The 25,670-nt window shown below is 43.5% G+C and carries 23 protein-coding genes and 1 other annotated feature; of the genes, 17 read left to right on the top strand and 6 right to left on the bottom strand.

What is annotated here, in order from left to right; genetic code table 11:
- Nucleotides 1–8: 8 nt before the first annotated feature.
- From DET59_RS11530 to DET59_RS11520, 3 genes are all read left to right on the top strand, one after another.
- Entirely contained in the window at nt 9–1,082 is a 1,074-nt protein-coding gene (locus DET59_RS11530) for a tetraprenyl-beta-curcumene synthase family protein (RefSeq protein WP_113969831.1), read from the top strand.
- Between the two features lie 343 nt (nt 1,083–1,425).
- Nucleotides 1,426–3,813 carry an immune inhibitor A domain-containing protein gene (locus DET59_RS11525; RefSeq protein ID WP_472924302.1) on the top strand — a complete coding sequence of 796 codons (2,388 nt, stop codon included), beginning with the start codon at nt 1,426–1,428 and terminating at the stop codon, nt 3,811–3,813.
- Nucleotides 3,814–3,915: 102 nt separating this feature from the next.
- A complete protein-coding gene (locus tag DET59_RS11520) occupies nt 3,916–4,920 on the top strand; it encodes an LLM class flavin-dependent oxidoreductase (RefSeq protein ID WP_113969830.1) in 1,005 nt (334 codons plus the stop codon).
- Between the two features lie 89 nt (nt 4,921–5,009).
- On the opposite strand, the gene mnmM is transcribed toward DET59_RS11520, so the two are convergent.
- Both mnmM and mnmL read right to left on the bottom strand, forming a co-directional pair.
- Entirely contained in the window at nt 5,010–5,582 is a 573-nt protein-coding gene (mnmM, locus tag DET59_RS11515) for a tRNA 5-(aminomethyl)-2-thiouridylate-methyltransferase MnmM (protein WP_113969829.1), read from the bottom strand.
- Nucleotides 5,579–6,535, bottom strand: a complete 957-nt coding sequence (gene mnmL / locus DET59_RS11510; protein ID WP_113969828.1) for a tRNA modification radical SAM protein MnmL/YtqA — start codon at nt 6,533–6,535, stop codon at nt 5,579–5,581. The genes mnmM and mnmL overlap by 4 nt, the downstream gene beginning before the upstream one ends.
- A 210-nt stretch (nt 6,536–6,745) precedes the next feature.
- Here mnmL and DET59_RS11505 point away from each other — a divergent pair, with 210 nt between their 5' ends.
- From DET59_RS11505 to DET59_RS11495, 3 genes are all read left to right on the top strand, one after another.
- Entirely contained in the window at nt 6,746–7,039 is a 294-nt protein-coding gene (locus DET59_RS11505) for a YtzC family protein (RefSeq protein WP_113969827.1), read from the top strand.
- Complete coding sequence (locus tag DET59_RS11500) at nt 7,036–7,200, top strand: glycogen biosynthesis protein GlgD (protein WP_113969826.1); 165 nt, start codon at nt 7,036–7,038, stop codon at nt 7,198–7,200. The genes DET59_RS11505 and DET59_RS11500 overlap by 4 nt, the downstream gene beginning before the upstream one ends.
- A 156-nt stretch (nt 7,201–7,356) precedes the next feature.
- Complete coding sequence (locus DET59_RS11495) at nt 7,357–8,544, top strand: MDR family MFS transporter (RefSeq protein WP_113969825.1); 1,188 nt, start codon at nt 7,357–7,359, stop codon at nt 8,542–8,544.
- Nucleotides 8,545–8,888: 344 nt separating this feature from the next.
- On the opposite strand, the gene DET59_RS11490 is transcribed toward DET59_RS11495, so the two are convergent.
- Nucleotides 8,889–9,398 (bottom strand): cupin domain-containing protein, encoded by a 510-nt coding sequence (locus DET59_RS11490; protein WP_113969824.1) that lies wholly within the window; start codon nt 9,396–9,398, stop codon nt 8,889–8,891.
- Nucleotides 9,399–9,572: 174 nt separating this feature from the next.
- On the opposite strand from DET59_RS11490, the gene DET59_RS11485 reads away from it, so the two are divergent.
- From DET59_RS11485 to DET59_RS11460, 7 genes are all read left to right on the top strand, one after another.
- Nucleotides 9,573–10,934, top strand: a complete 1,362-nt coding sequence (locus tag DET59_RS11485) for a sigma-54 interaction domain-containing protein (protein WP_113969823.1) — start codon at nt 9,573–9,575, stop codon at nt 10,932–10,934.
- 297 nt (nt 10,935–11,231) lie between these two features.
- Nucleotides 11,232–12,554: a GntP family permease gene (locus DET59_RS11480; RefSeq protein WP_113969822.1), complete on the top strand. Its 1,323-nt coding sequence runs from the start codon at nt 11,232–11,234 to the stop codon at nt 12,552–12,554.
- A 15-nt stretch (nt 12,555–12,569) separates the two neighbouring features.
- Nucleotides 12,570–13,346 carry a 3-hydroxybutyrate dehydrogenase gene (locus tag DET59_RS11475; RefSeq protein ID WP_113969821.1) on the top strand — a complete coding sequence of 259 codons (777 nt, stop codon included), beginning with the start codon at nt 12,570–12,572 and terminating at the stop codon, nt 13,344–13,346.
- A 118-nt stretch (nt 13,347–13,464) separates the two neighbouring features.
- Entirely contained in the window at nt 13,465–13,608 is a 144-nt protein-coding gene (locus tag DET59_RS21655; RefSeq protein WP_181778128.1) for a hypothetical protein, read from the top strand.
- 109 nt (nt 13,609–13,717) lie between these two features.
- Nucleotides 13,718–13,939 (top strand) — a binding site (T-box leader).
- 86 nt (nt 13,940–14,025) lie between these two features.
- Complete coding sequence (gene leuS, locus DET59_RS11470) at nt 14,026–16,440, top strand: leucine--tRNA ligase (protein ID WP_113969820.1); 2,415 nt, start codon at nt 14,026–14,028, stop codon at nt 16,438–16,440.
- 296 nt (nt 16,441–16,736) lie between these two features.
- A complete protein-coding gene (locus tag DET59_RS11465; RefSeq protein WP_113969819.1) occupies nt 16,737–17,051 on the top strand; it encodes a rhodanese-like domain-containing protein in 315 nt (104 codons plus the stop codon).
- Between the two features lie 312 nt (nt 17,052–17,363).
- Nucleotides 17,364–17,546, top strand: a complete 183-nt coding sequence (locus tag DET59_RS11460) for a sporulation protein Cse60 (protein WP_113969818.1) — start codon at nt 17,364–17,366, stop codon at nt 17,544–17,546.
- Nucleotides 17,547–17,596: 50 nt separating this feature from the next.
- Here DET59_RS11460 and DET59_RS11455 read toward each other — a convergent pair whose 3' ends face one another.
- Nucleotides 17,597–18,859, bottom strand: coding sequence for a BaiN/RdsA family NAD(P)/FAD-dependent oxidoreductase (locus DET59_RS11455; RefSeq protein ID WP_113969817.1), 1,263 nt, complete (start codon nt 18,857–18,859; stop codon nt 17,597–17,599).
- 202 nt (nt 18,860–19,061) lie between these two features.
- On the opposite strand from DET59_RS11455, the gene DET59_RS11450 reads away from it, so the two are divergent.
- On the top strand, nt 19,062–20,681 hold the full coding sequence (locus DET59_RS11450; protein WP_113969816.1) for a putative polysaccharide biosynthesis protein: 1,620 nt from the start codon (nt 19,062–19,064) through the stop codon (nt 20,679–20,681).
- A gap of 130 nt (nt 20,682–20,811) precedes the next feature.
- On the opposite strand, the gene DET59_RS11445 is transcribed toward DET59_RS11450, so the two are convergent.
- Nucleotides 20,812–21,039, bottom strand: a complete 228-nt coding sequence (locus DET59_RS11445; RefSeq protein ID WP_113969815.1) for a hypothetical protein — start codon at nt 21,037–21,039, stop codon at nt 20,812–20,814.
- A 135-nt stretch (nt 21,040–21,174) separates the two neighbouring features.
- Here DET59_RS11445 and DET59_RS11440 point away from each other — a divergent pair, with 135 nt between their 5' ends.
- On the top strand, nt 21,175–21,900 hold the full coding sequence (locus DET59_RS11440; protein WP_309472474.1) for a pseudouridine synthase: 726 nt from the start codon (nt 21,175–21,177) through the stop codon (nt 21,898–21,900).
- A 118-nt stretch (nt 21,901–22,018) separates the two neighbouring features.
- Here the strand turns inward: DET59_RS11440 and DET59_RS11435 are convergent, their stop codons facing one another.
- The gene (locus DET59_RS11435; protein WP_113969813.1) at nt 22,019–22,240 is read right to left on the bottom strand and encodes a DeoR family transcriptional regulator; all 222 of its coding nucleotides are present in this window, start codon (nt 22,238–22,240) and stop codon (nt 22,019–22,021) included.
- A 1,136-nt stretch (nt 22,241–23,376) separates the two neighbouring features.
- Here DET59_RS11435 and pepV point away from each other — a divergent pair.
- Both pepV and dat read left to right on the top strand, forming a co-directional pair.
- Nucleotides 23,377–24,783: a dipeptidase PepV gene (pepV, locus tag DET59_RS11430; RefSeq protein WP_113969812.1), complete on the top strand. Its 1,407-nt coding sequence runs from the start codon at nt 23,377–23,379 to the stop codon at nt 24,781–24,783.
- Between the two features lie 21 nt (nt 24,784–24,804).
- Nucleotides 24,805–25,659: a D-amino-acid transaminase gene (gene dat, locus DET59_RS11425; protein ID WP_113969811.1), complete on the top strand. Its 855-nt coding sequence runs from the start codon at nt 24,805–24,807 to the stop codon at nt 25,657–25,659.
- The last annotated feature ends 11 nt before the right edge of the window (nt 25,660–25,670 follow it).

Raw genomic sequence — 25,670 nt, 5'->3', positions numbered from 1 at the left:
TGGTAAAGGTGTCGATCCCAAGTGATCCCTTTTCGTTAATGACAAGAGTATACCGAAATGTTTTTCCGATTGTTCATAAAGAATTAGATGAGTGGAAGAGACGGGCAGAAGCGATCCCCAATCAGGAACTAAGAAGTCAGGCCCTTGCCAGTATCGAACATAAAACGTTTCACTGTGAAGGGGGATCGATCCTTTCCCTGCTGGCGCTGGACAAAAAAGAAGACACGATTCGATTTATCGTCGCCTATCAAACCATAAGCGATTATTTGGATAATCTGTGTGATCGAAGCGTTTCCCTGGATCCCGACGATTTTGCCCTTCTTCATCAATCCATGAAAGACGCCCTGACGTTGGGTGCTGAGCCTGCCAATTACTATGCTTTGAGGGCCGATCAGGATGACGGGGGGTATCTGAGGGATTTAGTGCTTACCTGTCAGTCCGTTCTTGAATCATTGACCCACTATAATAGTATCCAAAAGGATCTTATACAGCTTTGTGAATACTACTGCGACTTGCAGATACATAAACATGTAAAAAAAGAGGAAAGGGTGGGAAGGCTGCAGAATTGGTTTGAAACTCACCGTTCGAACCTTCCGGAAATGAATTGGTACGAGTTTTCCGCCTGCTCCGGGTCGACACTCGGCATCTTCTGTTTAGTGTCATACGCGTGCCGAAGCGATTTTCAACCATCTTTTACAGAAAAAATCAAACATGGATATTTTCCATACATTCAAGGCTTACACATTCTTCTTGATTACTTCATCGATCAGGATGAGGATCATGAGGGGGGAGACTTGAACTTCTGCTTCTATTACGAGGATGATGAGCATTTAAAGGAGCGTCTGCTTCATTTCCTTCAGAAAGCAGACGAACACACCCATGAACTGCCCCATGCCCATTTTCACCGACTGATCAACAAAGGACTCATAGGCGTCTACCTGTCAGACGACAAGGCAAACAAACAAGAAAAAGTACAATCCTTCTCCAAACAATTCATCGCACAAGCCGGCTGGATCACCAGATTCTTCTACATCAACGGAAAAATCTACCGCAAATGGAGAAATCGGAAAAAAACATCCTGAAAAAGAGGGACGGACCTTCGAAACAAGTTTCGAAGGTCCGTCCCTCTTTCTGTCTGTTTTATCAAACTATAGTCTGTATCTAATATACTAAATTCGACCTTTAATACCATATTTATACAAATAATATTCGTTGACATCTTTCAATTTATGACAATTTACTCATTTTAAATATAGCGAAATATCATACTATTTATCTAAATATATATTATTTCGTAATACTAAATAACTAATGTATTCTGAAAATATTTACTTTTCAGAATAATGGAGTATATTTTAATTAGTGTAAAAATTTAGTACATAACAAGAGGGGGAAACGTGTTTGAAATCTCGTAAAGTATTATCGATGGCCATGGTCGCGGCATTAAGTGTAGGGGCATTTGCTGTACCTGCATCAGCTGCAACTTCATTGCCTGAAAATGTGTTAGCGAAGCCGACGGTGAAACAAGATCATAAACATGGAGGGCCTTTTGATTTAGGCATTGCGAATGACGAGCGCCTGATTGAAATGCTGAAGGAAGAAGGCAAGATCAAGCAAAATGCGACACCTGCCGAAGCGGAGAAAGCATTGCAAAAGTTCCTGAAAGCGAAAGCGGATTCTGCTGAAAAACAAGCGGAAGAAGGCGAACTACATGGTGAAGAAGCAGAAGCGAAGTCTAAGCTTCAAAAAGAAATGAAGAATAACAGCTTGACTTCAGGTAAGGGAAATAAGCTTGGACAAGCTAAGAAGAATGCACCGGCTTCTGTGGAAGAAGAAGCGTATGATGGCGAAATGCGTACGGATAAAGTATTGGTACTTTTAGTTGATTATCCGGACAAGCCACATAATTCTATGACAGCTGATGAAACGGATATGTATTACGAAGACGAAGATGCTTATTCAAGAGCGCATTATCAAGACATGTTGTTTGGTGATGGCGGTTGGACAGGCCCGGATGGTAAAAACTATGTTTCCATGAAGCAATATTATGAACAGCAGTCAGGTGGAAGCTATTCTGTTGAAGGTGAAGTCGCAGGGTGGTATACAGCGAGTAAGCCGGCTGCAGCATATGGTGGAAATGATCCGGAAGCAGGAGATAATGATGTGAATGCTCGAGGTCTTGTAAAAGAAGCTTTAGCAGCAGCAGCGGCAGATCCAACCGTAAACATTGCCGATTATGACCAATGGGATCGATATGATCTAGATGGAGATGGAGATTATCTTGAACCAGATGGACTTGTTGATCACTTAATGGTTATTCACTCTGGTGTGGGTGAAGAAGCAGGTGGTGGATCGATAGGGTCAGACGCAATTTGGTCTCATCGTTGGAACTTAGGTGGTATTTTCCCAATCGCAGGTTCTCCGACACCTGAAGTGGATTATTGGGGCGCTGGAACAATGTATGCCTACGATTACACGATCGAACCTGAAGATGGTGCGGTTGGTGTCATGGCCCATGAATTCGGCCATGATTTAGGTCTTCCGGATGAGTACGATACTCAGTACACAGGAACCGGTGAACCGGTAAGTTACTGGTCCATCATGGCAAGCGGAAGCTGGGCCGGGGATATTCCAGGGACTCAGCCTACTGGATTCAGTCCTTATATGAAGGAAATGCTTCAGTCTTCTGCAGTAGTGGATAATGAAGGTACTCAAGGGAACTGGTTAGATGGAGAAGAAACCAATTTAGAAGACATTACTAAAGCAGGAACAGAACTATTACTCGACGAGGCAAACACAAAAGGAACAAACAACGACGTAGTGAAAGTTAATCTTCCACAAAAAGAAACAGTCATCAATGAGCCGGCAAGCGGTGAATATGAGTATTTCTCAGGAAGTGCAGATGACTTACACAATTCTTTAACTACTACTGTTGATTTAACGAATGCTATATCTGCTGAGTTCAATTTCAAAGCTTGGTATGACATCGAGAAAGATTGGGATTATGCATATGTAACAATAAATGGTGAGCCTATTGCTAGTGACATTACTACAAATGAGGATCCATATGATGTTAATGAAGGAAATGGTATCACGGGCTCTTCTGACGGTTGGATAGATGCTTCATTCGATTTGTCTGATTATGCAGGAGAAGAAGTTGAGGTAGCCATTGAGTACGTAACAGACGGAGCAGTTTCAAATCCTGGTCTATATGCAGATGATTTATCTGTAGTGGTCAATGGACAAGAAGTATTGTTTGATGACGCTGAAGGCGATGAAAAATTCGATTTAGACGGCTTCACGAAAAACGACGGTATCAAGCGCTCAGACCACTACTACCTACTGGAATGGCGCAGCCACAACGGTGTAGATGAAGGTCTTGCCAACATTCGCCGTGGTGCAAGCTTAATGAAATATGATGGTGGTCTGGTAGTATGGTACGTTGACAAACAATTCAGCGAAAACTGGACAGGAGCTCATCCTGGAGATGGATTCGTCGGTGTTGTCGATGCAGACCAAAAGACAAATTATTGGAGCGACGGCACAGTTGGATCGACTCGTTACCAGGTTCATGATGCTGCATTCAGCCTGAATAAATCTGAGAAAATGTTCTTGGATTACTCTGGTATTACCGGTATCACGATGAAAGACAACCACACTAAACGTAACCCATTATTTGACGATAGTGCGGATTACAGCAACAAAGGTATGGTAGACGCGGGACGTAACGTACCAAATTACGGATTGAATTTCCGTGTTACAGGAGAAAGTGCTGACGGTACAGTCGGTAAAGTGTTAATCTACAAAAAATAAGAAAGTTAAGGGTGACTGCCTTCCCGGCAGTCACCCTTTAAGCATGTTAGTGGACATTTTTTACTACTGAATTGATAATAATACTCACATCAATTAAAGGAGATGTCCATTTTGAAGCTTAGTGTTTTAGATCAGTCACCCATTTCAGAAGGAATGAGCCCACAAGAGGCTTTACATCATACAGTACAATTAGCACAGCAGGTCGAGAAGTTGGGATTTGAACGTTTCTGGGTATCCGAGCATCATGATTCAACGGGTCTTGCCGGTTCATCACCGGAGGTCTTGATTGCACACCTTGCACAGAATACATCAAGAATCCGTGTCGGTTCGGGAGGGGTCATGCTTCCTCATTACTCTTCATACAAAGTAGCGGAGAACTTCCGATTGCTTGAAGGATTGAATCCGAATCGGATTGATTTAGGATTAGGAAGGGCACCTGGCGGAATGCCGATGGCAACGATGGCCCTGCACGACGGGAAGCCGAGGGACGTCAATCGATATCCTGAACAAATCGATGATCTGCTGGGGTACTTAACCGATTCATTACCGGATACCCATCCCTACCAGGGCTTAACCGCAGCACCGATCATTGAAACGATGCCGGAAGTTTGGATGCTCGGTTCAAGTCCATCCAGTGCGATGCTGGCGGCGCAAAAAGGATTACCGTATACCTTTGCCCAGTTTATTAACGGGGAAGGCGGCCCTCAATATACGCAGGCTTACAGAAATAACTTTGTTCCTTCCGAATACCTGAAGGAGCCAAAGAACATCGTAGCCGTGTTTGCCATCTGTGCCGAAACGGATGAAGAAGCAGAAAGAGTCGCATCCAGCATAGACTTAGCGATCTTAATGATTGAACAAGGCATGCGTTCAAACGGGACACCAAGCCCTGAAAAAGCGGCAGCTTATCAGTACACCCCATTTGAAGAAATGAGAGTGAGGGAAAATCGCAAACGCATGGTCGTGGGAAATCCTAAAAAAGTGAAAGAACAACTACTTTCACTCAGTGAACAGTACGAAACAGATGAAATCATGCTCGTCAGCATCACTCATGATTTTCAAGATAAACTCAAATCATTTGAATTAATTGCTAAGGAATTATTATAAAAAATAGGGACGGACCTTTTCGAGGTCCGTCCCTATTTATATTGTCCAGCTTATGCTTGTCGCCTCTAGGCAAAGCCCTTCCGCTTTTTTTATCGTTTCTCCAATGCCACAATAAATGGAGGGTTATTCAGCTGGTTCATGAATTGGTATCTCAGGACATGAACATAGTTTTGATCCAGTCTTTCAACATAGCGAAGGATGTAATCCCTCTCTACCGCACCCTCAGGATGTCCGTGATAAATGACAAGGACGAGGATCCCTTCAGGTGCCATCATTTCCAGGATTTGATTCAAGGCGAGTATCGTCGTTTTCGGACGGGTAACGATATCCTTGTCACCGCCCGGTAAGTATCCAAGATTAAATACTGCCCCCGTCACTTTCCCGTGATGCAATGGAGGAATGACGTTCATTACTGTCTCGTGCCCTTGATGAAAGAGTGTAACCCGGTGGGCAAGATCATGGGTGATGAGCTGTTCTTTCGTGTTTTCAATAGCTTCGTCTTGGATGTCAAAACCGTATACCCGGCCATTCTCTCCCACTAACCGAGCCAGGAATAAGGTGTCATGTCCATTTCCGAGTGTCGCGTCTATTGTAATATCTCCTGGTTTGACAGCCCGTTCCAGAAGCTCTCTCGCAAAAGGTAAGATTCGATCTAATTTCATGCTTTCACATCCACTTTATAGTATTTTCCCTGCCAGCTGTCCCGGCGTTTAAGTTCATCATCAATGGCGTTCAATACACTCCATTTATTCACGCTCCACATCGGTCCGATCATCAGGTCGATAGGTCCGTCCCCCGTAATGCGGTGAACGATCATTTCCGGTGGAATGATTTCCAGCTGATCGCAGACCAATTTGACGTAATGATCGAAATCCATGAATTCGAGCAGTCCTTTTTCGTATTGCTTGACCATGGGAGTTCCTTTCAGCAAATGCAAGAGGTGGATTTTGATTCCCTGGACGTCAAGTTTGGCCACTTCACGTGCCGTTTCCATCATCATTTCTTCATCTTCTTGAGGAAGTCCGTTAATAATATGGGAACAGACCCGTATACCGTGTTTTCTTAATTTATTGACTCCTTCGACATAGCACTGATAATCGTGGGCCCGATTGATCAAGACGGCGGTTTTCTCGTGAACCGTTTGCAGCCCCAATTCTACCCATAAATAGGTTCTTTCGTTCAATTCAGCTAAATATTCGACTACATCGTCAGGAAGGCAGTCCGGACGGGTAGCGATGGAAATACCTACAACACCCTCTTGCCCGAGAACGGATTCATATTTCTCTTTTAGCACATCAACAGGTGCATGAGTGTTGGTGAAGGCTTGGAAATACGCCATATACTTACCGTCTTTCCACTTCTTGTGCATTCTTCCTTTTATGTCATTGAATTGCTTTTCTAAAGAGTCGACCCTGCTTCCGGCAAAGTCCCCAGAGCCTGAAACACTGCAAAACGTACAGCCTCCATGGGCGACCGTGCCATCCCGGTTCGGGCAATCGAAGCCGCCATCCAAAGCAACCTTAAAGACTTTATGTCCAAAGTGATTTCGTAAATGGTAGTTCCACGTATGATATCGTTTTAAATCTGTGGCATATGGAAATGGGTTTGTCTCCATGACAAACACCTCCTACGTTTTAATGTATAAAAAAAGTATGTATGGCTCAAAGAGATTTTAACATGAACACGGGGTCAAATGTATCCTGCATAGAGAAAATAGGTGAAGATTACCACTTCTGAAACGGGCAATCAGGTTCAAACTAAGATGGAGGAGAGTAAGGATGGGACCTTCCTCTTCTTTATTCTATACGTCAAGGAGGTAGTCGAAATGGCAACAAGAAATTCGGTTGATGAATGCATTCAAAAGTGTGAAGATGCCATTCGTTACGCTCAAGAACAATATAAATCCGGGACACAGCAAGAGCATTACCACGATGTGGAATACACTCAAGCCATGCAGCAGCTTGAAGAAGCGGTAAATGACGTGGCTCATTTGGCCAATAGCGCAAACTCTCAACAGCGTGAACAATTGCATCGCATGAGACTTCAGCTTCAGGCCTTACAAAATGAGATGATTTTGTTAGATCATGATCCAAATGTAGTAGGAGGTAAATTACATTGACCACACGTTCCGATAAAAAAAACCCTGAACAAAAGACCCGCAGTGATTTCCGTAATTTAGATACAGAATTCGGGGCTGAAAACAATCCTCTCAAAGCTGCAAAAAAGCGTTACGAAAAACAGGGACAGCCTGTTAAATCCGATCATCATAACGGAAAATAATGGACAGAAACCAGGTGCTCTTTACATACGTGCACCTGGTTTTTTTAGTTATGAGAAAGGACATCTATTTTTGAGAAAAAATTCTTGCCCCCTTTCACAAAAAAGAGTAAAATCCTTTTGGGACTCGAAATAAAATGGTGGAAAGGGGGCAGAATCATGCCCAAATCATTATGGCTGCTTGTCATTGGAATGATGGTGAATGTGACAGGTGCCTCTTTTTTATGGCCTCTTAATACGATTTATCTACATGAGAATTTAGGGAAATCACTGTCTGTAGCGGGAATTGTGCTGATGATGAACGCTGGAGCAAGCGTCATCGGAAATCTGATCGGGGGAACACTTTTTGATAAGCTTGGTGGATACCGCTCGATATTAGTAGGGATTTCGATTACCTTGACTGCACTCATCGGGATGAATATTTGGCATGGCTGGCCTCACTATGTGGTCTTTTTGACCATTGTTGGATTTGGCTCAGGGATCGTCTTTCCTTCCATGTATGCCATGGCAGGTTCGGTATGGCCTGAAGGTGGACGGAAAGCATTCAATTCCGTCTATGTGGCGCAAAATATTGGAGTTGCCGTTGGAGCCGCATTAGGCGGGTTCGTCGCCTCGTTTTCCTTTAACTATATATTCTTAGCGAATCTTAGTATGTATATCGTCTTTTTCTTCATTGCCTTATTGGGTTATCGAAACATTTCCGTTAACGGTCATCAAACATCCGTGTTGAATGAGTCTAAGGTGATAAGGGATAAATCGAAACTGAAGGCACTGCTCTTCATTTGTGTGGCCTATTTATTATGCTGGATGGGCTATGTACAATGGCAATCCACCATTGCAACGTACACCCAGGAAATCAATATTTCCTTGAAACAATATAGCTTATTGTGGACGATCAATGGAGCATTGATTGTGCTTGCACAGCCACTTTTATCGAAAGTGATCAAGCGTTTTGAACATAATTTAAAGCTTCAGATTATGATTGGGACGATTATTTTCATGCTTTCGTTCGCAGTGGCTTCGACTGCCGATCAATTTCAATGGTTTGCCATTGCGATGATCATTCTGACGATTGGTGAAATGCTTATATGGCCGGCTGTTCCTACCATTGCTAACTCACTGGCTCCAAAAGGGAGAGAGGGATTCTATCAGGGAATCGTCAATAGTACAGCAACAGGAGGAAGAATGATCGGACCGTTTATCGGAGGAGTATTAGTGGACGTATTCAGCATGCAGGTATTGTTTATGACGTTGATCGCTTTCTTCATGGTCTCATTAGTCATTACGAGTCAATATGACCGTCCGCTGAAAAAGAAAAGCCCAGTCCCCGTATCGGTTCAACAATAAAGAAGCCCCCAATGAGGATTCATTGGGGGTTTCTCCATATAAAAAGGGCTCCCGTTTCCTACGGAAGCCCACTTGCAAAAAATTGAGGCGAGAGATCAGCAAACGCCACATCGTTTGTTGTCACAAGGACGTGATCCCCGACTTACACAATTCAGCTCATCGCTATAATAGAATAGCATAGGACTTATAAGAAAACAAGACTATTTTACAAAAAATAATCTAATCAGTTAGATTATAGGAAGTGTTAGAAATATTTATAGTCGTTTCTAAGAAGCATTACTATAGAAAAATAGGAATGGGAAAAATCGAATAAAAACGCAACCTTTGAACGCAGAACTTTTAAGTTAAACCTTTTTCTTGAGCCAATATTTTATGAGTGGACCCGTATTTCCAAACACAGGGTCCAATGATGGACGCGGAACGTTCTTAATTTCAATTAAAACACTTGGGCGTTCTCGTAATGAACCTTTTTTTAAATTATAATCATCCCCGTTCGGATAGGCACCTGCGACTTTAAAGTCGGGACTTGCAGATAATTTCTTATGTCCTGTCCCGGCTGGGAGGATGATCACATCACCTTTATGAATCGTCACTTCCTCGCCCATTTCGCCGCCTAATTGAACCGTTGCCTCACCTTCCATAACCCCTAATGCTTCATGTGCATTACTATGGTAATGGTGATAATCATATATGCCATTTGTCCAACTATTGAGCCACTGATTTCTGTTGAAGAGCTTTTCAGCGTCATGAGGATGATCAAGTGCATTCCGGTAAATGATTACGGGCAGGTCCGGGTTGTTCGGGATGATTCCATCGTCTTCGAAATAAAATATCTTCAGTTCTGCGATTTTCATCCTTTCATTCCTCCATTCATTGTTAAGAAGTTTCCCTAATTCCGTATAATTTAAACCGATTCTCCACTAGTAATTGAAAGATTGGCAAACCGCTTTCATTTCCGCAACGAAGGTGAGTGTATGTGCTACTATAGATGTATATGTTCTCTTTCAAAAACAGAGGAGGCAACGGAAATGAGCAGCTTATTAAAAAAGGTATCCGTCGAAATGATTGAAATCATTCTTGAGAACGCTTTCGAATGGTTGGTCGTCGTTGATGACGAAGGCACGATTATTTATATAAATGACAATTACTGTCGCTTTCTGGAGGTTGAGCGTAATAAAGCGATTGGCTCACATGTGACGAACGTCATCGAAAACACACGCATGCATATTGTTGCGAATAGTGGCAAAGAGGAAGTGGCAGACCTTCAATATATAAAAGGGAACTATATGATCGCCAATCGAATTCCGATTCGAGTGGATGGTAAGGTGATAGGAGCATTTGGATCTGTGATCTTCCGGGACACGAGTGAATGGATGCAAATGAGTTCTCACGTAAAGAACATGATGTCTAAAATTCAAAGTTACATTCAAGATATCAATACGGGCGTGAAATACACGCTGAATGATATTATCGGTGAATCACCCGGGATGAATGAATTGAAGGACAAAGCTCAAATGATTGCCCCCAGTGACATTTCGATCCTGATCAGAGGGGAGAGTGGAACGGGTAAAGAGCTGTTCGCCCATAGTATTCACCAGCTGAGCGAAAGAAGCGGACAGCCATTTATTAAAGTGAACTGCGCGGCGATCCCGGAGCAGCTACTGGAATCAGAGCTATTCGGTTACGAAGAAGGAGCTTTTACAGGAGCGAAAAAGGGTGGTAAAAAAGGGAAGTTTCAGTTGGCTCATAAGGGGACACTATTCCTTGATGAAATCGGGGACATGCCTCTCAACATGCAGGCGAAGCTTCTCAGGGCTTTACAGGAAGGGGAGGTCGAGGCCGTCGGTTCTACAAGGATTCAGCATGTGGATGTCCGCATCATCGCCGCAACGAACCGACCCCTTGAAAAAATGATGGAAGAAAAACGATTTCGAAGCGACCTGTACTATCGTATTAATGTAGTCCCCTTTCAAATTCCCCCTCTCCGTGAGCGGAAGGAAGATATCGAGAATTTGGCTGCCTTTTTCTTGGGAAAATCCACAAAATCATCGGGAAAACGGATCCAGGGATTTGAAAACGAAGTGATCCAGATTTTTCGTTCCTATAGCTGGCCCGGGAATCTGCGTGAATTAGAAAATGTCATAAACGCTTCCACCTATTTGTCTAATGAAAGCTGGATCTCTCTTCAGTCACTGCCTTCTTATATGAAGGTTGGAAACCTTTATGATGTCGGCTCTAAAACTTTAAAAGAAATCCTCGAAGAAACGGAGAAATCCGTGTTGACTCAAAGCCTGCAAACGCATCAGCACGATAAACGAAAGGTTGCAGAGACACTGGGGATAAGTAAATCAAGCTTGTATGAGAAATTAAATAAATATCAGCTTCTATGATGGGGGTGTGCCGGCAGTCCGGAAATATGGAAATTAGTCCATATTTCCGGACTGTTTTATTTTTAGTGAAAATATGTACATTTCGTGACTAAAACGATGGATTTGTCCAGAATTCTGGAATTCTTATATTTTATGAATGAGAAAAGGGGTGATTGATTAGTAATCTGAAAGTTGGCACAATTATTGCATGTATTCTATTTGAAAGTATTTTATGGAAAGGAGAGAAGAAGGTTAGATAAAAATGTAAACGATTTCATTTTGTGTTGATCATCTTTAGAGAACAAAGGGGGAAATATCATGTTAAGCATGATCGGTCTTATTGGAGGACTCATTTTATTAATCTTTTTAACGATGAGGGGCATGAACATATTGATTGTTGGTCCCATATCGGCTTTATTCGTCGCAGTGTTGAGTGGGATGCCGCTCTTTCCGCAGTTAGCGGGAGAAGGGGAAGCGAATCTCGTTTCAAACTACATGTCAGGCTTTACAAGCTTCGTCGCTGCCTGGTATCTGATGTTCTTATTGGGTGCCGTTTTCGGAAAAGTGATGGAAGACAGCGGGGCTGCTGATAGTGTCTCACGGTTTGTAGTAGAAAAACTGGGGATGAAGTATGCCGTGTTCGCCATTGTGCTTGCCTGTGCGGTCTTAACATACGGGGGAGTCAGTCTCTTTGTAGTGGCATTCTCTGTTTATCCTATGGCCGTTAGTTTATTTAAACAAGCGGATCTGCCACGCCGTTTCATTCCTGCGGCATTAGCATTCGGATCGGTCACATTCACGATGACTTCTGCAGGTTCTCCTGAGATCCAAAACTGGATCCCGATTGAATATCTGGGGACGACACCCTATGCCGGCTGGGAAGTCAGCTTGATCGTTGCCGTGTTTATGGCGGTGTTTGGCTACTGGTGGTTAAAACGTATGATCACCAAAGCAGTCAATAAAGGAGAGAAGTTTCATTCACGTGAAGAAGATCCGGTCATTGATGAAGGAAGACCTTTACCTAATCCGTTCATGGGATTGGTGCCATTATTAGTCGTCCTTATCCTGGCTTTCACTTTCCACGATTCTTTAAAACAATCCGCTCTTATCATTGCCTTATTAGGTGGTGTGATTTCGGCTTATGTGTTGAATCGCAAATATTTTAAAGGCTTCTGGGGCGCGGTTTCCGAAGGTACGGTTGGAGCATTGATCGCCATCGGTAACACAGCAGCCGTCGTTGGATTCGGAGGAGTGGCCAAAGCCGTTCCAGCCTTCAGTACAGCCGTTGATGTCATGACGAATATTCCTGGATCCCCATTGATCGGTGGGGCCATCGCCGTCAGTGTGATAGCAGGGATGACCGGTTCAGCTTCCGGTGGTCAAGCGATCGCATTGCCGATCCTCGCTCCTCACTATGTTGATATGGGTGTGAATCCTGAAGCCCTTCACCGGGTAGTCGCGATATCTTCAGGAGCACTGGACTCATTGCCGCACAATGGATATGTCGTGACGACAATCCGCTCGATCTGTAATGAATCACATGGAGAAGCGTATGGCGCGGTAGGTGCAGTAACCGTCATTGTCCCACTTATCGGTTTAGCATTAGCGATTCTTTTATTCTCATTTGGCGTAGGGATCTAAGAAAGGAGTATCATCATGGTTGAAAATAAAGTTGTATTCATAACAGGGGCAGCGCAAGGGATCGGATATGAAATCGGAAGAGAATTCGCTGCTAATGGAGCAAAAGTCGTCCTGACGGATCTGCAGGAAGACACCGTTCAAAAAGCCTCAGAGGCCCTTAAGGCAGAAGGATATGAAGTTCTTGGATTGCGATGTGACGTGACATCGGAATCCGATTTAAAAGAGGCAATCGCTAAAACGGTGGATCACTACGGGAAGCTGGACGTATTAATCAATAATGCAGGACTTCAACATGTGTCCCATATTGAAGAGTTCCCGACTGAGAAATTTGAACTTCTCATAAAAGTCATGCTGACCGCTCCATTTGTCGCGATCAAGCATGCCCTGCCTTACATGAAGGAGCAGGGGTCGGGACGGATCATCAACATGGCGTCCATTAATGGCTTAGTCGGTTTTTCCGGCAAAGCCGCCTATAACTCTGCCAAACACGGAGTCATCGGCCTCACAAAGGTAGCGGCATTGGAAGCGGCACAGCATGGAATTACCGTGAATGCGGTTTGTCCGGGCTACGTGGACACCCCCCTGGTTCGCAATCAGCTGGGGGACCTTGCCAAAACGCGCAATATACCGTTTGAAAGAGTGATAGAAGAAGTCATCTATCCTCTCGTACCGCAGAGAAGATTACTGGATGTCAAAGAAATTGCATTCTATACCCTGTTCCTATGCAGCGACGCAGCCAAGGGAATTACCGGGCAGGCAGTCGTGCTGGACGGCGGGTATACGGTTCAGTAGCCAGGAGGAGGAGAAACGACCTTTTAGGAGGTCGTTTCTTTTATTGGGTGAAGTTGAAATGGCGGCAATTTATGGTGAGTCTGTATTTGGTGTAAAATGTAAATCGGCTGGATAATTAATGAAAACGGCCGGATTTTCTGCGGTTTCGGCCGGATTGTTGGTCAAAACGGCTGGATTTTTCTCGATAACGGCCGGATTTTTGATTGAAACAGATGGATTTTTCATCAAAGAGGACAAAATTACTCGTGAGTGTCACCTGTAATCTCATAGAATTTAATAAAATGGCAATAATCTCATCCGCAAACCAACAATAGGCTTGCGCTTCTGTATATTTTTCACTAAAATAGTGAATACATATATTGTTTACCTATATCGAAACGTTGATCAGGAGTAGTAATGATGGATTTCTGTCGTAGAGAGTTGACGGGTGGTGAAAGTCAACCAGAAGCATCATGAACTCGCCTGCTGAGTTGCAAGTGTGAACATCAGTAAGACTTGCCGTTTTCCGCGTTAAGGATGAATGAAGCTGAGTGCGCGTACACTAATGTGGGTGGTACCGCGGGAGAATGTTAATACAAACTCTCGTCCCAAATATTTATTTGGGATGAGAGTTTTTTTATTTTTTTAAAAAAAAGGAAGGCACCTGCCTTTCGAATGACAATTAAAGGAGGATCTCAATATGAGTTTTGATCATAGAAGTGTTGAGACAAAATGGCAGCAGTATTGGGAAGAAAATAAAACGTTCAAGGTGACGGAAGACGAAGGGAAATCCAATTTCTACGCACTGGATATGTTCCCGTATCCATCAGGCGCAGGCCTTCACGTAGGACATCCGGAAGGGTTTACGGCAACGGACATCCTTTCCCGCATGAAGCGCATGCAAGGGTATAATGTCCTTCATCCGATGGGGTGGGATGCATTCGGTTTACCGGCTGAGCAATATGCCCTTGATACAGGGAATGACCCGGCAGAATTCACAGAGATGAACATTAATACCTTCCGCCGTCAAATTAAATCACTGGGGTTTTCTTATGATTGGGACCGCGAAGTCAATACAACAGATCCAGGCTACTACAAATGGACACAATGGATCTTCACCAAACTTTATGAAAAAGGCTTGGCTTATGTGGATGAGGTTGCCGTGAATTGGTGTCCGGCACTGGGGACGGTCCTTGCCAATGAAGAAGTCATCGATGGGAAGAGCGAACGTGGAGGGCATCCAGTAGAGCGCCGTCCGATGAAGCAGTGGATGCTGAAGATCACCGCTTATGCCGACCGTCTTGTTGAGGACCTTGAAGATGTAGACTGGCCTGAAAGCATTAAAGACATGCAACGCAACTGGATCGGACGCTCTGAAGGAGCAGAAGTGAAATTTGTGATCGATGGTCATGACAAATCATTCGATGTCTTCACGACCCGTCCTGATACGATCTTTGGTGCAACGTATGCAGTTCTTGCTCCTGAGCATCCGTTCGTCGAGAAAATCACAACTGAGGAACAACGCTCGAAAGTGAATGAGTATATCGATAAGATCAAGTCAAAAAGTGATCTTGAACGTACAGATCTTGCAAAAGAAAAAACGGGTGTATTCACAGGAGCCTATGCGGTCAATCCGGCTAACGGAAGCAAAATCCCGATCTGGATTGCCGATTACGTTCTAATGAGCTACGGTTCTGGTGCCATCATGGCTGTTCCTGCTCATGACGAGAGAGATTATGAGTTTGCCAAAGAATTCGATCTTCCAATCGTGGAAGTGGTCGCTGGAGGCAACGTTGAGAAAGAAGCTTATACAGGTGACGGGGAGCATGTGAATTCCGGTTTCCTTGATGGACTGCAGAAGGAAGAAGCGATTTCGAAAGCCATTTCATGGTTGGAAGATAAGAATATCGGAACGAAGAAAGTAACGTACCGTCTGCGTGACTGGTTATTCAGCCGTCAGCGTTACTGGGGCGAGCCGATTCCAGTCATCCATTGGGAAGACGGTACAACAACGACCGTTCCGGAAAACGAGCTTCCTCTTGTACTTCCAAAGACAACTGAGATCAAACCGTCTGGTACAGGTGAATCTCCACTTGCGAACATCAGTGAATGGGTGAATGTTGAAGACCCTGAAACAGGTAAAAAAGGCCGCCGTGAAACAAACACAATGCCACAATGGGCAGGAAGCTGCTGGTACTACATTCGTTATATCGATCCACATAACGAAGATGCTATTGCTGATGCGAAGAAAATGGAAAATTGGCTGCCGGTGGATACGTATATCGGAGGAGCCGAGCATGCGGTCCTTCACTTGCTATATGCCCGTTTTTGGCATAAGTTCCTTTATGATATCGGCGTAGTTCCAACGAAAGAGCCATTCCAAAAGCTGTTCAACCAAGGAATGATCCTCGGGGAAAACAATGAAAAAATGAGTAAATCAAAAGGGAATGTTGTGAATCCGGATGAGGTGGTAGAATCTCACGGAGCAGATACCCTTCGTCTATATGAAATGTTCATGGGGCCACTGGAAGCGTCAATTGCATGGAGCACAAACGGCCTGGACGGAGCCCGTCGCTTCCTTGATCGTGTATGGCGCCTCCTTGTCGAGGAGGATGGTACACTATCCTCTAAGGTGACAGATGCACCGAACAGTGACCTGGACAAAACGTATAACCAAACCGTTAAGAAAGTGACGGAAGACTACGAGGGCCTTCGTTTCAACACAGGAATTTCTCAACTGATGGTATTCATCAATGATGCGTACAAAGCTGACACACTTCCTAAAAATTATGTGGAAGGTTTCATTAAGATGCTGGCACCGATCGCTCCGCATATGACAGAAGAACTTTGGAGTAAGCTTGGTCACGAAGGAACGCTTTCCTACGAAGCATGGCCGACATTCGATGAATCGAAGCTTGTCGACAACGAAGTCGAAATCGTCCTTCAAGTGAACGGAAAAGTGAAAGCCAAAGTCATGATCCCTCGCGATATGAACAAAGAGGATCTAGAAAAAACCGCCATGGAAAACGATGAAATCAAAACACAAATCGACGGAAAAACCATCCGCAAAGTCATCGCCGTACCTGGCAAACTAGTGAACATCGTAGCTAACTAATATTGTGTTGAGTGTGTTGAGGGACGGACCTTGAAATGCATCTGATTGTTAGGAAATACTATCAATTGGGGATTCTGTATTTCACCAAGGTCCGTCCCACTTTCTATTTGGAGGGATAGACCTCCTATATCGGTCGGATTTTAATCGGAAATCGCTTTAAATCAGCATTCCATTGAGGTCCGTCCCTCTTTCAACCCTCTTTCAATCTGATTTTTTTGTTTGGGAGACGGGCTTTGGTATAATTGTGATGAATGAATTATGAATAAGGAATGAATGATGAAAGGAAGTTGAGAAGATTGGATACAATTAAAACGATTACGACTGATGAGTTGGAGCAAAAGTTGAAAAATGGTGAAGATCTGCTTTTGGTGGATGTTCGTGAAGATGAAGAAGTGGCAGAGGGAGTGATTCCTGGAGCAAAGCATATCAAAATGGGTGAGATTCCTGAGTCACTTGATCAATTTGATAAAGATAAAGAGTACATCTTTATCTGCCGTTCAGGAAACCGCAGCGGAAATGTCGCTCATTACATGCAGGAACAAGGATACAAAGTGGTGAACATGGAAGGCGGCATGATGAACTGGGCTGGGGAGACAGCTGAGAAGAAATAATTTTCTGGGAGGAAGCACATCCTTTTTTTGAAAAGGGTGTGCTTTTTTCTTTTCTTGATGTATTTAAGTGTGGCTGGCAGTGTGAAAATACTCCGGTAATCTGATTTAACGGCGAAATTTTCATTTTAACGGCGAAATATTAAATTTAACGGCGAAATACAGGATATAACGGCGAAATTCAAATTATAACGGCGAAATCCTAAAACCCCTCCTATCACAACCCCATCCTCAATAAAAAAATCCCCCACCAATTGTTTGAAAACTAAATATTCTGACGATAATAATATCAATCAACAATGGGGAGGGAGCTCTATGATTCAAGTAAAAGTCTTCGATTATGAGCATGAGAAAGATTTAGAGAAAGATATGAATCATTTTCTCAGTAAACTGGAAGATAAAAAAATCGTGGATATTAAATATCATGTAGCAGCATTGTCGGAGGAAGTGGAAGATCAAATTTATTGTTTCTCGGCCATGGTTGTTTACAGAAAATAAAAAGGTTGATCGTACTGCAGATGCAGATGGGATCAACCTTTCTTTTTGGATTATACCTTTGCTGCATTAAAGCCTGCCAGTCTTCCGGTAACAAGGGCAGATGTAATGTTGTACCCACCAGTATATCCGTGGATGTCCAGTACTTCCCCGCAGAAGAAGAGGCCGTTCATCTTCTTTGAAGCCATCGTTTTCGGTTCGATTTCTTTAATGGAGACCCCGCCCCCCGTTACAAACGCCTTATCAATGGATAATGTTCCGTTCACATTGAAGGTGAATTGTTTTAACAACTTGGTAAATTGTCGGATCTTCTCTGAGGAGATATGGTCTCCTTTTTCATCGTGATCGATTTCTGCACGGTCGAGTAAAAATAACAGGTATCTCTCTGGGACCAATCCTTTGAATATATTCTTTGCGGCTTTCTTTTCCTCTTCCTTCACTTGCTTATGAAGAGTCTGGAATAGTTGTTCTTCATTTTGATCAGGCATGGAATCGATTTGCATGGCAACATGGGTCAGGTTCCATTTTTTCATGGCCTTTACTACATATTGACTGCAACGGAGAACAGCCGGTCCGGAAATTCCTAAATGGGTAAAGATCATATCCATTTTATGCGTGATGATTTTCTTTCCCTTAGGATTTAATACGCTTAAATCAACACTTCGCAATGATAGTCCTTGAAGCTCTTTCTTTTTAACAAAAGGCTCGTCCGATGTAAGGGGAACCTCCGTCGGGAACAAGTCGGTAATCGTATGCCCCGCTTTTGTGGCCCAAGGATATCCATCCCCGGTCGATCCGGTATGAGGGACGGACTTGCCTCCAACCGCGATGACGACAGCCTTTGCGGCAATGGTTTCCCCGTCTTTCAAGAGGATACCTACCGTCTCGCCATTTTCGTACAGAACTTCCTCCACGCTTGTGCTCGTCCGGGTATCCACCTTTAACTCCTTCATGCGCTTCAATAAGGCTTCCACAACATCCATGGCCCGGTTCGATACGGGAAACATCCTGCCGTGGTCTTCCTCTTTTAATTGTATGCCCAGCTTTTCAAAGAAAGCGATGATATCTTCATTACTGAACTCGGAAAAGGCACTATATAGAAAGCGTCCATTTCCTGGAATATGCTTAATGATTTCTTCTATGGGAAGTCGATTGGTCACGTTGCAGCGGCCGCCTCCGGAAATCGCAAGCTTCCTACCAAGCTTCGTTCCTTTATCCACAAGAAGGACGTTCGCCCCGTTTTCACCGGCTGCGATACTGGCCATCAATCCGGATGGTCCTCCACCTATGACAATCACATCGTATTTTTTTACCATTTTTCCACCAACTTTTAGTTTTGCTCTTTCGTTTTCAAAAGAAGTTTCTCCTTATTTTAAATGGGATGGGTTTTAAATACAACATTCGAAAAAAATTGTCATTCGATTCGTACAGTAGTAAACTACTGATAGTGTGTAAATATTCAAGTAGGATTTTATTTTGTTTGTTTAATGAGCAACAAGATATATAGAGAGGGATACTATGTCATCTAAATTAATAAGAGGGACGTTTATTTTAACGTTAGGGACCTTTATTTCGAAGTTTCTGGGTCTTTTTTATGTTATACCGTTTGATGATTTGTTAAAAGGTCATGAAGAGGGGGCTTCCCTTTATCAATATGGGTATGTACCCTATACAATCTTTCTGACTGTAGCGACTGCAGGTGTGCCCCTGGCCGTTTCGAAATTCGTTTCAAAATATAATGCCATAGGGGAATATGCTGTAGGACGAAGGCTATTTAAGTCAGGCTTGGTGTTGATGACGCTGACGGGGATTGTTTCGTTCCTCATTATGTATGCATTTGCACCAATTTTTGCTGAAATGACGATCAAAAGTGATGAGCAGGTCATTTCGGTTGCACAGGTGACAACCGTCATTCGGGCAGTAAGTTTTGCACTGATCATCATTCCGTTTATGAGCTTGATCAGGGGATTTTTCCAGGGTCATCAATCTATGGGGCCGACTGCGGTTTCCCAGGTGATCGAACAAATTGTCCGGATTATCTTCTTACTGGGCGGGATTTATGTTGTATTAAACATCTTGGACGGATCAGTGACAACCGCCATTTCTGTAGCTACGTTTGCTGCATTTGTCGGGGGGCTGGCGAGTCTCGGGGCATTGATTTGGTATTGGTTTAAACGAAAACCTCATTTAGACGAGCTATTAAAGGAAGATCGCGGTCAGGAAGAGGTTTCGTTACGATCGATGTACAAAGAAATCATCGCCTATTCGATTCCGTTTATTTTTGTAGGGCTTGCCAATCCATTATTTCAACTGGTGGATCAGATTACCTTTAACACTGCGATGTCTGCGATTGGAAATGCGAAAGTTTCCGATCATGCCTTTGCCGTATTAAACTTCTATACTCATAAGCTTGTGATTATTCCAGTGTCATTGGCAACCGCCTTTTCTATGACGCTGATTCCTTTGATTACGACGTCTTATACAAGCGGCGACCGGAAAACGATGCGTAGAAACATCGACCAAACGTTTCAAATTCTATTGTTTTTAACAGTACCGGCAGCTTTAGGAATTGCGCTTTTAGCTGAGCCAACGTATACAATGTTCTATCACAGTGATGAATTAGGAACGTCTATTTTAAGATCATATGCACCTGTTGCGATCCTGTTTGCTTTATTTGCTGTTACGGCAGCGATCCTTCAAGGGATTGACGAACAGAAATTTACAATCTTCAGCTTGCTTGTCGGACTGCTTCTCAAGCTTGTCCTGAACATACCATTGATTCGCTTGTTTGAAACTCAAGGTGCAGTCATCGCCACTGTAATTGGGTATTCGGTAGCGATTCTAATTAATCTGTATATCATCAAGAAATACGCGAGATATCAATTCAGACTGATTATGAGAAGAACCATGTTCATTGGAGCACTGAATGCCGTCATGGCAGTAGTGGTATTGGTGCTGTATGGTATACTGGTTCAATTCCTCAACCCTGAGTCCGGGTTCCAATCGATTCTTCTCGTCGCGATCTGTGGAGGGGTGGGAGCACTCGTTTACTTCTACTTAAGCTTAAGGAGTAAATTGGCAGATAGATTATTCGGGGATAAAATTACGAGAATTCGCAGTAAACTTCGCATAGGGTAAAAAGGAAAAGGGATGATACATGCCGATCATCCCTTTTTTTATTTCTGGCGCAGGTCCGTAATGGAAAGTGAGCCTCTTTCTTATTTAATGGGTTTATTCATCTTTCACCAATAAAAGTGAAATGGAAACGCTAATTATTATAATACCCAAGCTGTCTTTCAAGTCGCTCTACTTTTCGTTCCAAGCGGTCGACTTTACGGTCCAGACGCTCATATTGTCTCTCGAGTCGATCTAGCCGGTCATTGATGCCGCCGCCATACCCTTGACCAGGGAAACCTGGATATCCCTGTCCGCCGCCTCCAGGGAGTGGAATAGGGATTAATAATCCACCTGAACCTTGTTGTCGATATGGATACATACGCTTCACCTCAATTATTTTTATCAAAGTTGCTTACCTTTAGTAGCCTATGTTAAGAATAGAAACATGAATGGGTAGGTGCCTATGGACGGGTCAAATCACTGATAATTCAACATAATATATAAACGGAGCGTGATTAATGTGAGAATAGATAAAATGCTTGCCAATATGGGTTATGGCAGCCGGAAAGAAGTAAAGAAATTATTAAAGGATGGCGGTCTTCAAGTCAATGGAGAGGTCATTAAGGATGGGAAAGTACATATCAATACGGAAAAAGATACGGTGATGTTGTACGGTGAGCAGGTTGAGTATCGTGAGTTCATCTACCTTCTCATGAATAAGCCGCCGGGAGTCATCTCCGCTACAGAAGATGGACAGGATGAAACCGTCATTGATTTACTTCAATTGGAAGATCAAATATTCAATCCATTTCCGGTTGGAAGGCTCGATAAGGATACAGAGGGATTCCTTCTCATTACGAATGACGGCCAATTATCCCACCAGCTCCTTTCTCCGAAGCGCCATGTTCCGAAAACGTATTTTGCCGTGATTGACGGGGAAGTGACAGAAGCGGATGTAAAAGCTTTCAAAAAAGGGGTAACGTTGGAAGATGGCTACGAAACAAAGCCGGGGGAATTGACGATTCTAAAATCAGGATTGACCTCTGATATTGAATTGACGATTACTGAAGGCAAATTTCATCAGGTGAAAAGAATGTTCGAAAGCGTAGGGAAGCGCGTCATGTATCTGAAGCGTTTAACGATGGGGCCCCTCGAGCTTGATAAAGATCTGGAGCTCGGGGAGTATCGTGAGCTGACAGAAGAAGAAGTAACGCTGCTTAAGGAATACAAGCCGGAATAAACATAAAACGGGGCGGCACCTTTCTGTAAGGGTGCTGCCCCGCTTCTTTGCTTTAGTAGTCATTTTAGTTAGTCCGTTATTCAGTGATCAGATCTGGGAGATAATCCGTCAAATCTGATTACGAAGTCATCTTCACTTTCTTCTCCGTAGTTGTCCATTGACCCCGACTCGGGCTTTGCACCAAGTCATTATACGCTAACACGTTGAGATCTCTTTGTATGGTGCGAGGAGTAATGCCAAATTCGTCTACAAGATCTTGAGTTGTTACAGTACCTTTCTGATTAATGTACATGTACACAGCTTTGATTCTAGTTAGCATACGATTGGTTGAAGGTTTCAAAGAACCACTCCCTCATCATTTTTCCAAAGGCAAAGACTACATGTGTCGTTTGTGCACCTCACGTGCTACCATATGTACTATGCGCTTTAGACAACCCCTTTTCTACATATAAAGTTTACTCATAAGATGTCAGACAATTACATTGTACTCCTAATCCGACAAAATTTCAAAATTATTGTCCAAATTTACAAACAATTTACGTAGTAACTTGATGGTTGTATTCCTAGAATATGAAGAAAATGCTAAATATATGTAATCTTTATAAAGTTCTTTTCGTATAGGTTATTGCTATTTTACTGAAAAAAGGAAGTAGTTGCTTTACGCCAGAGGATGAGTGTAGGAACAAAACGTGGACCGTTCCTTTCCGCTGCAGGCACTTGCTTTCCGCGGGGAGGAAGTCGAGCCTCCTCGGGCTTTGCCCTGTGGGGTCTCGACCTTTCCTCTATTTCCCGCAGGAGTCAAGTGCCTTCCGCTACAATCCACTCTGTGCTTCTATATTCTGACTGCCTAGTGACAGAGAGACAAAACAATAAAGATCCTATTGAAGATATGTTGAGCGTTTGTTCCAAACAGAGTATATACAGAGGGATACCAAATGGACCTCATTATGATAGCTTAATAATAAGTTATTATTACCAATGGAGGATTTAGCTTGCCCTCTTTTAAATTTATTAACTATTAAAAGTTATACAATCTCAGCTTGTTTATGATAAAGATCTGCTTTGATTCAGCCTTTTGCCTTTTTGCTCTGTCACTAAAAATCTATTAAAGATGGTGAGGGGAACTGCGCAGACTCCTGCGGAAGTACGGGCGTGCCGAGACCCCGGAAGCGAAGCTGAGGAGGCTCGGCCGCGCGTCCGCGGAAAGCGGAGCAGTTCCCCTCACCATCCAGTACACACTTGATTGACAGAGCCCATGGAGGCTATATGTAAAAAAACAACATTTACGAAAAAAGCCTTTTATAAATATTGTTGTTAAGAATGAGAGAGTAGCCGAGTTAAAGTGAATCCCCATCGAATCAAGCGATATGTTCATTGAATAGAGCTAAGCACTTAGGATTCTCTCTGTTTGGATTTCCCCATAAAACAGTATAAAATGAATGTAGAAGTAAATACATATAGAGCAGGTGGATACGAATGGGTATTAATTGGACGAATGAAGTGGAGAAGCGGAAAGACGATTTGCTTAAGGATCTGCAGCAATTCCTGCAGATTAAAAGTGTGCTGGATGAAGAGAATGCGACGGAGGAAGCACCGCTGGGGAAAGGCGTGAAGGAAGCGCTGGACTATTTGTTAACCCTTGGTGAAAAAGACGGTTTCATCCCTAAGAATGTGGACCATCTTGCCGGACATTTAGAGTTTGGGGAAGGGAATGATCTTCTTGGTATCCTTTGTCATGTGGATGTGGTGCCTGAAGGGGATGGATGGAGCGTCGATCCTTATGGCGGTGAGATAAAAGACGGTAAGATTTTCGCCCGTGGAGCGATCGATGACAAGGGTCCTACAATGGCTGCCTATTATGCCATGAAAATCGTAAAGGATCTTGATCCCACCTTCAATAAGCGGGTCCGGATGATCATTGGAACAGATGAAGAAAGCGACTGGAGATGTGTAGAGCACTATTTTAAAAACGAAGAAATGCCTACAATGGGATTTGCCCCTGATGCGGACTTCCCGATCATCCATGCAGAAAAAGGGATCGCCGACTATGATTTAGTCCAAACAAAATCGGCGGAGACGTCTCAATCGGGCATAAAAGTCTTGTCTTTTGAGTCCGGACGCCGCTACAACATGGTTCCTGACTATGCCAAAGCGGTACTATTGGTCGATGAGGACCACACAAAATGGGTTCAAAACTTTGAAATTTTCACTAAGGAAGAAAACATCAAAGGCAACTATTACATTGAAAACGGCGAGCTTGTTTTTGAAGTAGAAGGAGTTTCCTCTCATGGAATGGAGCCTGACAATGGGAAGAATGCCGGTCTCTACTTAGGAGCATTCTTATCACAGTTGCCCCTTTCTTCTCAGGGGAAAGAATTCTTTGAGTTCACGACCAAGCATTTCTTTAAAGATTCAAGAGGGATCCAGCTCGGTGTAAGCTACCGTGACGATATTACGGGAGATTTAACTATCAACGTAGGGAAGCTGCGCTATTCAGATGCTGATGGCGGACGATTAGGATTAAACATGCGTTATCCGGTTACGTTTGAGATGGAAAAAGGAAAGGCAATCATTGAGAACATAGAAGGCTATTCGATTGAGAACTTCTCAGATAGTAAACCTCATCATGTGTCTAAAGACGATGAACTCGTTCAAACGCTGAAAAAAGTATATGAGGATCAAACCGGTGAGAGAGGCGAGTTATTAAGCATCGGTGGAGGGACTTACGCCAGAAGCTTGGAGGCAGGCGTAGCCTTTGGGGCATTATTCCCGGGACGTGAAGATATTGCTCATCAGAAGGATGAATATATGTATATTGAGGATCTCCTGAAAGCAACGGCTATTTACGCACAGGCTATCTATGAATTAGCATGTGAATCATAAGAGAGACAAGGGGAGAGCAGAATGAACACAGTATTTGTAAATGGGGAAGTCATCGATCGTGCCGATGCGAAGATTGATATTGAGGATCGCGGGTATCAATTCGGGGATGGCATCTATGAAGTGATTCGCGTATACGGTGGAAACACGTTCACGATGAAGGAGCATATGGAGCGACTTTATCAAAGTGCTGAAAAGATGAAGCTGTCCATTCCGTATTCAGAAGAAGAACTGACTGGGCATCTTCTGGAACTTATCGATTCCAATCAAGTGCAAGACGGGATTGTTTATTTACAAGTGACACGCGGTGTGTCTTCCCGTCAGCACCATTTTCCTTCGAAAGATGTAACGGGAAGTGTTGTTGCCTATACGAAAGACTTCCCTGTCCCTCTTCACCAGATGGAGCAAGGTGTAACAGCTAAGCTGGTCGAAGATATCAGGTGGTTGAGGTGTGATATTAAGAGCTTGAATCTTCTCGGAAACCTGCTGGCAAAAGAAGAAGCGGCTTCTGAAGGCCATTTCGAAGCCATTTTGCATCGAGGTGATACGGTGACGGAAGGTTCCTCTTCGAATGCATTCATGGTGAAAGGTGGGGTCATCTACACGCATCCCGTAACAAACTTGATACTCAATGGCATTACGAGAAGAGTCATTGAAGATTTATGCAGAAAAAATGCTATCTCCTTTCAAGAAGAGGCATTTCTTGTCCCTGATCTTCTCGAAGCGGATGAAGTATTCATCGCAAGTACGACTTCAGAAGTAATGCCCGTCATTAAGATCGATCAACAGGTGATCGGGAATGGGAAACCCGGTTCTGTAACGAAAAAGCTGCAGGCACTCTTTAGTGAGAGAAAAAGGGAACAAAGCCCGGTAAAATAGTTGGAGGCTTT

This window comes from Rossellomorea aquimaris (genome assembly GCF_003315075.1).
Classification (GTDB): Bacteria; Bacillota; Bacilli; order Bacillales; family Bacillaceae_B; genus Rossellomorea; species Rossellomorea aquimaris_C.
The sequence above is the reverse complement of the archived record's forward strand: the minus strand, read 5'-3'. Positions and strand labels throughout refer to the sequence as shown.

Coding starts and splice junctions, on each gene's coding strand:
- DET59_RS21655 (WP_181778128.1), top strand. CDS start 13,465: ATGAAAACGGCCGGATTTTCTGCGGTTTCGGCCGGATTGTTGGTCAAA.
- DET59_RS11485 (WP_113969823.1), top strand. CDS start 9,573: ATGAGCAGCTTATTAAAAAAGGTATCCGTCGAAATGATTGAAATCATT.
- DET59_RS11455 (WP_113969817.1), bottom strand. CDS start 18,859: ATGGTAAAAAAATACGATGTGATTGTCATAGGTGGAGGACCATCCGGA.
- DET59_RS11490 (WP_113969824.1), bottom strand. CDS start 9,398: ATGAAAATCGCAGAACTGAAGATATTTTATTTCGAAGACGATGGAATC.
- DET59_RS11505 (WP_113969827.1), top strand. CDS start 6,746: ATGGCAACAAGAAATTCGGTTGATGAATGCATTCAAAAGTGTGAAGAT.
- leuS (WP_113969820.1), top strand. CDS start 14,026: ATGAGTTTTGATCATAGAAGTGTTGAGACAAAATGGCAGCAGTATTGG.
- DET59_RS11475 (WP_113969821.1), top strand. CDS start 12,570: ATGGTTGAAAATAAAGTTGTATTCATAACAGGGGCAGCGCAAGGGATC.
- DET59_RS11520 (WP_113969830.1), top strand. CDS start 3,916: ATGTCCATTTTGAAGCTTAGTGTTTTAGATCAGTCACCCATTTCAGAA.
- DET59_RS11480 (WP_113969822.1), top strand. CDS start 11,232: ATGTTAAGCATGATCGGTCTTATTGGAGGACTCATTTTATTAATCTTT.
- DET59_RS11450 (WP_113969816.1), top strand. CDS start 19,062: ATGTCATCTAAATTAATAAGAGGGACGTTTATTTTAACGTTAGGGACC.
- DET59_RS11495 (WP_113969825.1), top strand. CDS start 7,357: ATGCCCAAATCATTATGGCTGCTTGTCATTGGAATGATGGTGAATGTG.
- pepV (WP_113969812.1), top strand. CDS start 23,377: ATGGGTATTAATTGGACGAATGAAGTGGAGAAGCGGAAAGACGATTTG.
- DET59_RS11445 (WP_113969815.1), bottom strand. CDS start 21,039: ATGTATCCATATCGACAACAAGGTTCAGGTGGATTATTAATCCCTATT.
- mnmL (WP_113969828.1), bottom strand. CDS start 6,535: ATGGAGACAAACCCATTTCCATATGCCACAGATTTAAAACGATATCAT.
- DET59_RS11525 (WP_472924302.1), top strand. CDS start 1,426: ATGGCCATGGTCGCGGCATTAAGTGTAGGGGCATTTGCTGTACCTGCA.
- dat (WP_113969811.1), top strand. CDS start 24,805: ATGAACACAGTATTTGTAAATGGGGAAGTCATCGATCGTGCCGATGCG.
- mnmM (WP_113969829.1), bottom strand. CDS start 5,582: ATGAAATTAGATCGAATCTTACCTTTTGCGAGAGAGCTTCTGGAACGG.
- DET59_RS11460 (WP_113969818.1), top strand. CDS start 17,364: ATGATTCAAGTAAAAGTCTTCGATTATGAGCATGAGAAAGATTTAGAG.